Consider the following 11,547-nt stretch of genomic DNA (forward strand, 5'->3'; position numbering starts at 1 on the left):
TCTGCTCCCTAAAAATTAAACTCTGATTCGATATCCTGATCGTTCGCTTGGGCGAACAATTCCGGCGTATGCCCATGATTGAGGTTTTTAAGCAGTTCTTGTATTTCCTCTTCAGGGTTAGCGATAATTTCATCTATCAATACAAAGAAATAATCCAATATTGCCTTACCGATGGTTTCGCTGAACATCGGTTGGCGAAGCTGTATCGTACAATTAAAAGCGTCCCTGGTTTCAGATACATCCATTGCCAAATCGAACTTAACCGCCTCTAACGTCAATTCAAGTCGGGAAAACCCGCTTTCTCCATTAATGTCATTATTTTCATCAGCCCCACTCAGGCTCACAGGCAGATAACCGAACACCACATCAAACAACGGATGTTTACCCTGACGATTTTGCAGTTGGCGTTCAGCGCTCAAATCGTCCAACAACGCACTCATCGGGTAAGTCTGGTAAGGTATACTTTCAGCCCACTGCGCATGAAGTTGCAGCAGATAATCCGCCACCGGCAGATCGGTTTCCGGCTCCATCTTTAAGGCCAGCATGTTGACAAGATAACCGACCAGTGCCAGTTCTTCTGGCTGCATACGCCCTGTCACCGGAACACCAAGCAAGAAAGCGTCGGCACGGGTAATTTTGGCAATCAAGACACCAAAAGCCCCCAAGAAGAACACAAAGGGAGGCAGACCCAGTTCGTCACATAACCGCCTGATTTCAATGCTGGTTTGTGGGGAAAGATCGCTCTCCAGCGTAATACCCCGCGCCTTTTCCGTATCGGTATGCCAGTCATACCCTTCCGCCACAGGCAGCGATAACGGAGCAGGCAGAGGTAACAGATTAGCAAGCCAATAAGCCTTTTCTTTCCGAACCTTATCTTTGCTTTCAGACGCCTGTCTGTCGCGTCGATAGGCAGCGAAACTGTATTCCGGCACCGGCAGTGGCAATTCTTGCAGCAAGCGTTGAAAATCATCCGCAAGAATTCCCAAAGAAACCGCATCACAGACAATATGATGAACCACAATAAGCACTTGATGGAAGGGCAACCCCTCTGATCCTGTCAACATCATGGCCCGAATGGGCAGTTCCGTATGGAGATCGAAAGGCATATTGGCGAATTGCTGCAAACGCGCGAGGTTTTCTTCCGGCTTGTCTCCCGCCTCAGATATCAACATGCCCACTGTGACATCACGTTGAGGCAACATCATCAAATCCGCGCCTTGCCTTTCAAACAAGCATTTCAACACAGGATGCCGGTCAGCAACTTGCTCTATCGCCCTTGCAATGGACGTTGCACTGACTGAACGAGGACACCGGAAAGCCATTGGCATGTTATAGCTGCCATTGGCAAACGTGATTTGATGTATATACAGTAAATCCTGATCGGCGCTGGCGACGATGGGATCGTATAAATCAATGGCGGGCAACATTGATGGAGAATATTCCTGCTCATGAAGAAACTGCCGTTCAATCTCACGTATAGTGGGCTGGGCGAAGAAATCCTGAATGGCAATCCGCTTGCCGAGTTTTTTATACACTTTTTCTGCCATCACAATCGTCTTTAAACTATCCCCACCCAACGCCATAAATTTGTCATCAATACCTATACCGTCAATGCCAAGGATCTGACTCCAGATTGCGGCAATCTCCTTTTGCGTCTCATTAACGGGTGATTGATAAACAGACGGCAAGGTTTCTGGTCTGGGTTTCAATTTGATGCTATTGGTTACTTGCCGCTTGCTATTGCCGTTGCCATTGGCAATGCGTCGTCCTCCCCACGCATATAACCGGTCCATAAACTGACCCGCAGAGAAGATTTTCTGATTTTCACGATCATATTCACGCAAACTGCGTTCAAACAAAGCGGGGAATTCAGCCGCAGAAAAAGCCACTTCATTGCTTCCCCAAGTCAGTATCTCAGTCGGACGAGATTGCTCATCAAAATGCACCGTTTCCCAGTTCACGACAATCCAGCGGGGATTTTGGGGTTGCCGGTTTTGTCTCTGCCCCCAACCATCCAGAAATAAATTGGCTGTCGCATACGGGGCATGGGCAATGCCGCCGAAAAATACCGACATGGAAGACGTCATAAAGCAGTATTCAACCGGAATGCTTTCAAATACGTTGGCAAGCACGGCAGCAACCTGCGCTTTAGGCTGGAGTTGTGCACGATAGTGTTCTGCATTAAGCGTGACCAACGGAGAAAAAGAGTCGCCCTCCGTTACCCCCGCCGCATGGATCACGGTATGAATATCCCCCAAGCGATGACGGATAGATTCAAACAGTGCCAACGCTGCTTCCTCACGTTCCAGCGCATACGGGAAAATTTCCACCGCTCCGGCACCGTCCTCTTTCAACTCCAGTAATAAACGTTGCATCGCTGCTGAATCCGCGGACTGGCGACTGATCAACGCTAACCGCCCCTGAAAACGCTGCGCAATGACTTTTGCCATCGCCTTGGCCATCCTGCCGCCAGCTCCCGTAATCACATAGGTTTTTCCCATGAAATCGGATTCATCCACCACTTCATTTTCTTCCGCATCTGGGCAGCGGAAATCTTCAACAAACAACCCCTCACTATTCAGTTTCAAAGGGCCATGCAGTGGTGTTTGCAGCAATCGGGTCAAGGCATCCGCATTAGGCTCCTGCAAAGATAAGAATGCACAATCGATACCCGGTATCTCTTGCGGGAGCACCAACGCCAATGCCTTGAGCGCAGCTTCGGTTAAAACAGATTCAGCCGAATCATTCCCGTCCCCGATCACGGCTGATGCGATTAAATAAATATGCACGGAATTAAAGGCAGAAAAGTCACTCTCCGCCAACACCTTACCCAGCTCAGATAAGGTTTGCAGGGAATCTGGCGCAAAAGAAAAGCCATCCGCCGGAAACGCTAATGACAACACCAGCGCGCGGTTTTTATGCAAACCGGGCGATAACCCTACCAGCGCGTTTCGGACTTGCTTTGGACACAATATATTCAGCTTAACCGTCTCAATTTGGCTGCTGTCAACCCAAGCCCGTGCTTGTGATGCCAAAGCGCGATCAAGGAGTAATTGATCGATCAGTAACAGGGAATGAGATGTTTTTTCCGCTGTTTTTTCCGGTAATGGCACTTTCGGTAAACGGTGGGGTTTCCAGAATGGCAGTAATAATCCTGCGCTATTTCTGGACAAATTATTGCCATCTGTCGCCGCAATCACCGCCGAAATTTGCGCCCAACGTTTATCGGTAATATGCCCTGCGCCATGATCTTCACGTATGAAAGCATATCCGGGAACATCGATAAGTGGTTGTCCGTCAAAAGGAGGGAACAGCCATTTTGCCGGTTCTTGTGTCTGACCCGATATCCAACCGCGGATAGCGGCAAGTATTTCTGTACGCTCATCTGCGGGTACCGCGCCCTTTGCCAAAAACTGAGGGATCAACGCTAACTCATCATCCTCTTCTTCTAATTCCAGATAAGTTTTAATTTGCTGCATCAACACAAATTTTGCGTCTGCGATAAACATGATCCGGCACGAAAAACAATGCCGCTGACTTAACGTGTGGGACAACGCATGGAGATCCAAATAAGATTGCTGTACTAACCAGTGAGAAACCGACTCCAATTGCAGCGCCAGCGATGCCTTATTTTTCGCAGAGAATGGAAAATAATAAGTTTTGTCTCCATTGCCCCCTCTTTCAGGCCTGGATATAGCAGAAGCAAAAATAGATTGTTGCAACACTATATGCGCATTGGTTCCACCAATACCAAAACTACTCACAGCACCGATTCTCAATTTCCCTGATTTGGCAGGCCATGGTTCAGCACACGTATTGATATAAAACGGTGACTGCTCCAATCCCAACTGTGGATTAGGGGATTGGAAATGTAACGTAGGCGGGATCACTCCATATCTGATTGCCATCACCATCTTGATGAAACCGGCGATACCCGCCGCCGAATCCAAATGCCCTATGTTGGTTTTCACCGAACCCAAGGCACATTGATTTACACCAAAGGAGCGGCTTTGATTGAATATTTCACGCAATGCCATGAATTCAATGCTGTCCCCCAATGAGGTTGCCGTACCATGACACTCAATAAAATCCACATCCGCGGCATCGACTTCGGCCATCTGCAAAGCGGTACGGATCACATCCGCTTGCCCCTTGACACTCGGCGCGGTATAGCCGACCTTACGGGTGCCGTCATTGTTAATCGCTGAACCTTTAAGGATTGCCCAGATAGGATCGTTATCCGCAATAGCCTCCCCAACCCGCCGCAATACCACCGCGCCCAAGCCACTGCCAAACACGCTGCCGGTCGCTTCTGCATCAAAGGCTCTGGTTTTGCCATCTTTTGAAAACAGCATTCCCTCCTGATAGGTATGCCCATTTTGTTGGGGTAACAACAGGCTCACTCCACCCGCAACCGCAAAATCACATTCACCGCTCAACAAACTCTGCACGGCTTGGTGCACACTGACCAAACTGGTTGAACACGCGGTCTGGAGGGTAAAACTGGGACCTTCCAGCCCCAACTTCCAGGAGATCAGTGTACTCATGGCGTCTTTGTTGGCTAACTGGGAAGCCAGAAATCCCCCGACATTTTCAACCTGTTCAGACAACATCGCCTGCATTGTCCACGGGATGGTGCTGCGAGCCCCCAGGAATAATCCGATATTGCGCCCCCGTTTGGCTGGATCAATACCGGCATTCTCCAAAGCATGCCAGACACACTGCATCATCAAACGGGTTTGCGGATCTAACAATGCGGCTTCTGCCTGACTGTATCCAAAGAACGCCGCATCAAAATAGTTGGCACCTTCCAACACCCCATTAACCGGAACAAAATCTTTATGGCCTATTTTTTTGATATCATGCCCTGCCTGAAGCAATTCTTCTTCGGTAAAGCGGGAGATGCCATCCACCCCCATCAGTAGATTGCGCCAAAATTCAGTCCCGTTTTCTGCTCCCGGAAACCGGCCGGCTAAACCAACAACCGCGATATCCAAATCTTCTCTTATTTCTGCACTCATGATCCCTTACCTTGTTCTGAATCTATAAAGTCATCAGCCGATAATCGTTGAATGAACTCAAAGTGATTACCGCTGCGGCGATGGATAGAAACCTGCCCTTGCCGTTGCTGCATCAGCGCATCCATAGCTTCGGTGTCCGCATCGTCAGAAAAGAACATCTCAATGGGAACAGACGTTAATGGCAGTGCCAATATCCGTTCATGGAATGTCTTGTTTTCGAGTAATTGGTGCTGCAATACATAATGACGCCACTCTTGATAGAGCGCAGGGGATATCTGGCGTAGTGTTTCGGCATCAGTATCAGCGTTAATCTCAATACCTTCGCCAACCGAGTGGTTAATTTCACGGAAGAAAGTCATAAATTCGGCATACAGTGCATGACCGCCAAATAGGTTGGTTTTGAGATTCGGATCGAAAAAAATCAGTTTGTCTATATTTTGTAATATTTCCTGTTGCAGCAATGCGGCCAACATTTCAGCGCCGATGGAATACCCTCCCAACCACAATGGCCGCGCTGGAGAGTCTGGCTCTGTTTCAACCTGCGCTTTCAAGGCATTAAGCAGCGCGGTTTTAAACGCTGGCTCTGACAGATTTTCAACGATATTGGGCTGCATCATCAAAACAGAAACGGTCACCCGCCCGGCCAAATGATTTGCCAACGCCTGTAACTCTACCAGTCTGCCTAATGCCGGCGGTAACAGGAGCAATTTGGGCAGCGTGGGATCATCCACATTCAGGTACTTTTCACCCAATATCGCCCCTTCATTTTCATTGAGCTTCTGCCGTGCCTTAATCAACGACCACTGTTCACTCACCGTTGCATGGCGGAACACATCAACGGGGCTAAACATAACGCCAAACATATTTTCCAACTGGCTGGCCAAACGCACGGCACTCAACGATGAGCCCGATATCAGAAAGAAATCGGAATTCGGTGTCAGTGTTCCTTTATAACCCAGACAGGCTCTCCAGCAATCCATCAGCTTTTGCAGTGTCTCTTCGGTTATTGGATCTTGCGCCTGCTGCGCCTGCTCAAACCACGCCTGAAACCATTGCACAATCCGTTGCCTGTCCATCTTGCCTATTTCTGTGCGTGGCAGGCGCTCTACCAGAAATATTGCCGAAGGCAGATGGGAACGCGGATAATGACGTGCCAGATACTGCTGCAATCCAGACTGAATAGACTCTTTTCCTTCAATCGCCAGTACCAGACAGGCTTCCGGTGTTCCAGAGAAAGCGACCGCCGCCCCCGCCGCGAGTACCCCCGGATACTGCCTTGCCCGGTTTTCCAGTTCACCCAGACCAATAAAATTGCCGCGAACCTTACAACTATCATCCATGCGCCCTTTGAGATAAAACAACCCCTCTTTATCCGCCATCGCTAAATCATCGGTGCGGAAGAAAGTCCCCTGCTCATCCCGCCCAAATTTGTGATCAGTCTGGAGAGGATCGTTCAAATAGCAGTGATGTTCAAAATCGCCATAGATCACCAATTCGCCCCATTGACCGGCTCTGAGGCCGGCCCCGTGTTGATCAACCACAGCAAAAGAGACGTGATCCAAAGGTTCACCGATAGAAAGTAGGGTGTCTGACGACAATCGGGCACAATTCACCATCGAAACAGCAACGCAGGTTTCTGTCGGGCCATAACTGTTCCAAACCTGCGTGCGCGCCATTAATTGATCAATATCTCCGGTTGCCAGAAAGTCCCCTCCGCTGATGCAGATTTGGGGTAAGGGAGATAAATCAGGCATCCGGTTCCAGGCGGAGAAAAGTGCCGGCGCAGCAGAAACGATATCTGGCCGGTGACGAGCCAAAAACGCTTTCGCTTTCCGCTCATCCAATAGGCTATAGCGATCAGCAATCACACTTGTCCCGTGCAGTGCCCAAGGCAACAAGATCTCTTCAATATGGCCGTCAAAACTGGGGGAAAATTGTTGAATCACCCGTATCCCCTGCTGTTCCACTGAGAATAATGACCTTAACCCCAACCTATTGATGAGTGAGTCAAGATATTGCGCTGCACTGTCCGCCGTGACACAAATACCTTTCGGACATCCCGTCGTACCTGAGCTATACAGTATCCAGGCAATGGGGTTATCAGCGCGGGATTTCACACTGTGAAAATCGTGCCAATCCACCGTCACAGCACCGGTTTCAACGTCTTCTATCGCCGAATTCACAATCAGATCGGGTGCTGCATGGCGAATCACTTCCTCGATATGCTCTTCCGGGGTTCCTGCTTCCAATGCCAGATAAGTAGTACGTGTGAGAAAACAGGCTGCCAGAAATGCCTGCATCTGGCTTCCCGCACGCCCAATAATCAATGCCCGCCGGATCGTGCTATTGTTTAACATTTGCGCATAGCTGGCTGTTAATGCAGCAAACGCCGCCCAAGTCACAACGCTGTCACCTTCAATCACCGCAGGGCGATCACCCAATGTCTGGAATGCCGTCAACAACATGCTGTCAATGGGAAGATACGATGCACGCCGTTGTCTCGGCCGAAACGCTTTCTGTGCCTCTTTATCGGACACGATCAATTCATTAACCAGCAAAACAGCAGGATTATGATGCAGAACCTGTTGAAAAATCGTCTGATAACTGGCGACAAGAGCCGCTATTTGTGCATCAGTGAAGACATTCGCGTGAGATTCCAGCACCCATCGATAACCTTGCGCAGTAGAGACAACGGAAAGATTAATCGCCTCGTCTGCCTGCTCCAATACCTGATCCTCATCCGGCGTTTTATGGCTCCCTTCTGCCACATCATCTGTGATATCAATGAAAGCATAGGAGACATTCTGTAATGGATTGCTGCCGAACATTTTCGGATCACAACTCAGCAACGCGAAGGCTTCTTCAACCGGGAAAAACAGGTGATCTGCGGCCTGCCACTGCTCATTTGCCAGCGTCTTGATAAATTGCTCAAAACAACCAACGGATTGATCCAAACGAAATGCACAGGGAGACAAAGAGACAAACATGCCGACCGTATTCAGCACATATTTCGGGCGCAACGCATTAGCGACGGAAATAGAAAACAGATTGCTGCGCCCTTCACGTGCCACGGTCAGTCCCCATATCGCCAGAAAGAGCATGGCGGGTGTCACGTTCAATGACTGACACAGCCGTTTCATGTCCTGCTCATGCTCAACCGACAGCGCCCAAGTGGTGTGCCTGATCTTGCCGCCCACCTCAATGGCACCATGTCCGAACGGATCAAACTCCAACCCCTCTATGTAGTTTTTCCAGAACGTTTCGGCCTGCGCCCAAATAGGATGCTGGCGGGCATTCATCTGCGCCGTGGCATAGCATCGGTAACTCAGCGCAACCGGAGCCAGCGGGGCATGAACCAATAGCTGCTCAAATTCATACTGGAGAATTTCCAGCGAAGGTTTGTCCATCAGGATATGGTGGATCTGTAGCTGCAAACAGGCGGGTTCTGTCCCCATCTGCTGCATATACCCCCGCAACAGTGGTCCCTCCTCCAAATCGAAAGCCTGCGCCTGCATTTGCAACCAGTGGCTTTGATCCTCGGCCAGGATCTGGTCAACGGACAGCGACGGCAATATCTCTGCATAGGGGATACCTTCGCTGTTGATGCGGTATCGGGTACGTAAAATATCGTGACGATCCAGCAACGTCTGTAATGCGCTTTTAACTATACGAGTTTTAACTACACCCGTTTCAGCGGCATCAACCAAGATTTTATCGGGTAAAGGGATTTTCAGCGGAACAAGATAAACCCGTGAATCAGGATACAGACGATATTGAGCATAAAGCCGTTCTTCCTGCGCCGATAACGGCCCACACCCATCAGGCGGAAGCGGGGGAGCGGCTTTCAACAGATTCAGGAAACCTTCTGTTGTCACGCTCTTGTCAGGGGTATCCCGCGAGTCAATCAGGTTTGCCAGCATTGCAATGGTGTCGTTTTGGAAAAACTCCTGCAAAGAGATAACCTGACCAAACTTTTGCTGAATTTCTGCCAGCGCTCTCACCGCCCGCAACGAATGCCCACCTAATGCAAAAAAACTTTTATCCACTGACACCGCATCCGCTTCCAATTCTAAATGCCGTCCCCAACAGGCTACCAGCCATTCTTGCGTCTCTCCACGGGGTCGGGCAAGCTGCCCGGAAGCCGTTTGACCCATTCGCTGTTTCAATGCCTGCCGATCCAGTTTACCTGTGCGTGTCAGTGGTAATTCAGAGACGAGAATAATCTGGCTTGGCACCATATAAGCCGGCATCCTGCTTAATAAGGCTTGCCTGATATTTTGTTCTGTGATCCGGCTTTCCCCGGTCACAACAATAAACACGCCTAAGTGAGCATGTCCCCGTTTGTCTTCTATGCCAATGACCGCGGCCTCAGATACCATCGGTAAATTCAGTACATGCTTTTCAACCGCATCCAATTCGATGCGGAAGCCATTCACTTTTAACTGACGATCACGCCTGCCCAGAATTTCAAGCTCTCCCTGAGTATCCCAACAGCACAGATCGCCACTGCGATAATATCTTCCTGACAGCCAGACGGTATTCAGGTTGATAAAGGCCTGTTCAGTGAGATCGGGGCGGTTAAAGTACCCCTTACCGACCCCCATCCCCCCTATCAACAGCTCCCCGGCAACACCGATGGGGCAAGGCTCCAGCGTATCAGGAAATACCACGGCACATTGATATCCGCCAAATGGCTTACCGATCGTTATTTTTTGGTCATTGTGCTCAATAGGTAAATACGTGGTCAGCACGCCGGTTTCACTGGGACCATAGAGATTAAATAGCTGGTAATTATTCTTTTGGAACGTCCTCAGACTTTCTCCACCAAAATAAAGTTGTCGCAGTGAGGGAATATCCCCTTGTTCCATGATGTCTTCAGCAAATACGGTGGTGGTGAACAGCAGGTTAATCCGGTTTTCCTGCAAAAATTCGACGCATTTTTTCGCATCCATGCGCGCCTCCTCCGGTGCCATGACTAAGACCATCTCCTGCGTCAACGCCTGTACGCATTCCAGCACAAAATAATCGAATATAGGGTTGGACAGGGAGGCAAATCGAGAGCCAGCCGAACAATTCAGAATCTGCGTTTCTGCACTGATATTAAGCAATGCCTGATGGGTATTTATGCAGCCTTTTGGCTTTCCTTCACTCCCTGAGGTCATGACCACAAATAAACTCGCATCAGGGCTGACGGCTTCTCCTTGCGATAACCATTCGGCCAGCAACGACGCTGATGACGCGGAATTTAATTCACCTGCGCCCGATTTGAGGGCTGCGGGATGATAATCCGGTAACATTACCACCTGACAGCCATGACGACGGAAAAAGCCTTCCATCTGGTCATTGTCTTGCGGCATCTTCTGCAATAATACGGTCTTCGTTTGATGCAGTTCGATCACATCCAATAGCTGCTTTTTCGGTGCGCGACTCGATTGCAGGCAAAATGGCTTGCCAATCCGTATACACGCCATTGCCGCGAGCGTGGTTTCTGCGCCTTTCTCTCCCACAATCAACACACAATCCCCCAGCGATCCCCATTGGGGAAATTGGGCTAACCTCAGTAAGTTCTCGGTGTACTGCGCCAACTGGGTAAAGTTAACCGTCTTATCCCCCACCTCCAGAAATGGGGTGTCCGCCCTTTCGCGGATCGACGCCGTAATCGCCTGGGCTACATTTTGATATTGCAAAGTTTGTGACTGTGCGGCCACCGGTGCGGACAACGCGCGGATTCTCTCTTGCTCTTGCTCCGGTATCCAAGACATTGATGTCAGCGGTTCAATCGGCTCAAATACCATATTGTTCAATAAACAAACCACCCGCGCCATCAATAACTCAATCAGTTCTGGTGCTACCCTGTGTGGATCAAATCGCATATACAGCGAGGTTTTTTCTGGGTGCGCTTGCAGCCAGAGAGTTAATGAATAGCGGGTTGTCTGCGCCCCTTCAAAAGCGGAATCCCCCAAAGGCGGCAAGCTCTCCGAATAGCCCAGCAAAATTTCCGGCACGGGTGACATAACAGATGACACTGTTTGTGGCGGCATATCTGACACCAGCGTAGCAACCTGCCTCCATCGAATCAGCTCTTCACCAAACAGGCGTTTTACCGGTTGCCCCAACGCCTTTTCTGTCAGATGCCATTTAGCCGGAATAAGATAGCCTCCCTCCCCTGATGCGGCATTACCCGCTAAGTCACTTCCCCCAAGCGCCCACGTCAGGCTGCCTTCGGGTTCGTGACAATGCAGAAAGGCAAGATAGTGAATACTGGCGGAAAACAGCGATAAGCGATGCAATGGGGAAGCCGCGGCCATAGTGAAAATTCTGTCATTCAGTTTTTCCGGCAAGGCCAAAGACGTGGTGACAAACTCCGTCCCCGTCTCCGGTACAGGTTGTGTCATCACAAAAAAAGGACAGCCCTGATATTCTGCATCCAACTGTTGGCTAACATACTCTTTTATTGCTTGTTTTCTTGCATTTAGGGCAATAGGATCATTAATAAACATTTCGCGATTTCCCACTTTATTTTTCG

2 protein-coding genes are annotated in these 11,547 nt (G+C 49.6%); both read right to left on the reverse strand.

Annotated elements, in window-relative coordinates:
- Nucleotides 1-8: 8 nt before the first annotated feature.
- Nucleotides 9-5,021, reverse strand: coding sequence for a beta-ketoacyl synthase N-terminal-like domain-containing protein (locus XDD1_RS12550; protein ID WP_045971622.1), 5,013 nt, complete (start codon nt 5,019-5,021; stop codon nt 9-11).
- On the reverse strand, nt 5,018-11,521 hold the full coding sequence (locus tag XDD1_RS12555) for an AMP-binding protein (protein WP_045973568.1): 6,504 nt from the start codon (nt 11,519-11,521) through the stop codon (nt 5,018-5,020). The genes XDD1_RS12550 and XDD1_RS12555 overlap by 4 nt, the downstream gene beginning before the upstream one ends.
- Between the last annotated feature and the right edge of the window lie 26 nt (nt 11,522-11,547).

This window comes from Xenorhabdus doucetiae, from assembly GCF_000968195.1.
In the GTDB taxonomy this organism is placed as follows: Bacteria; Pseudomonadota; Gammaproteobacteria; order Enterobacterales; family Enterobacteriaceae; genus Xenorhabdus; species Xenorhabdus doucetiae.

Coding starts and splice junctions, on each gene's coding strand:
- XDD1_RS12550 (WP_045971622.1), bottom strand. CDS start 5,021: ATGAGTGCAGAAATAAGAGAAGATTTGGATATCGCGGTTGTTGGTTTA.
- XDD1_RS12555 (WP_045973568.1), bottom strand. CDS start 11,521: ATGTTTATTAATGATCCTATTGCCCTAAATGCAAGAAAACAAGCAATA.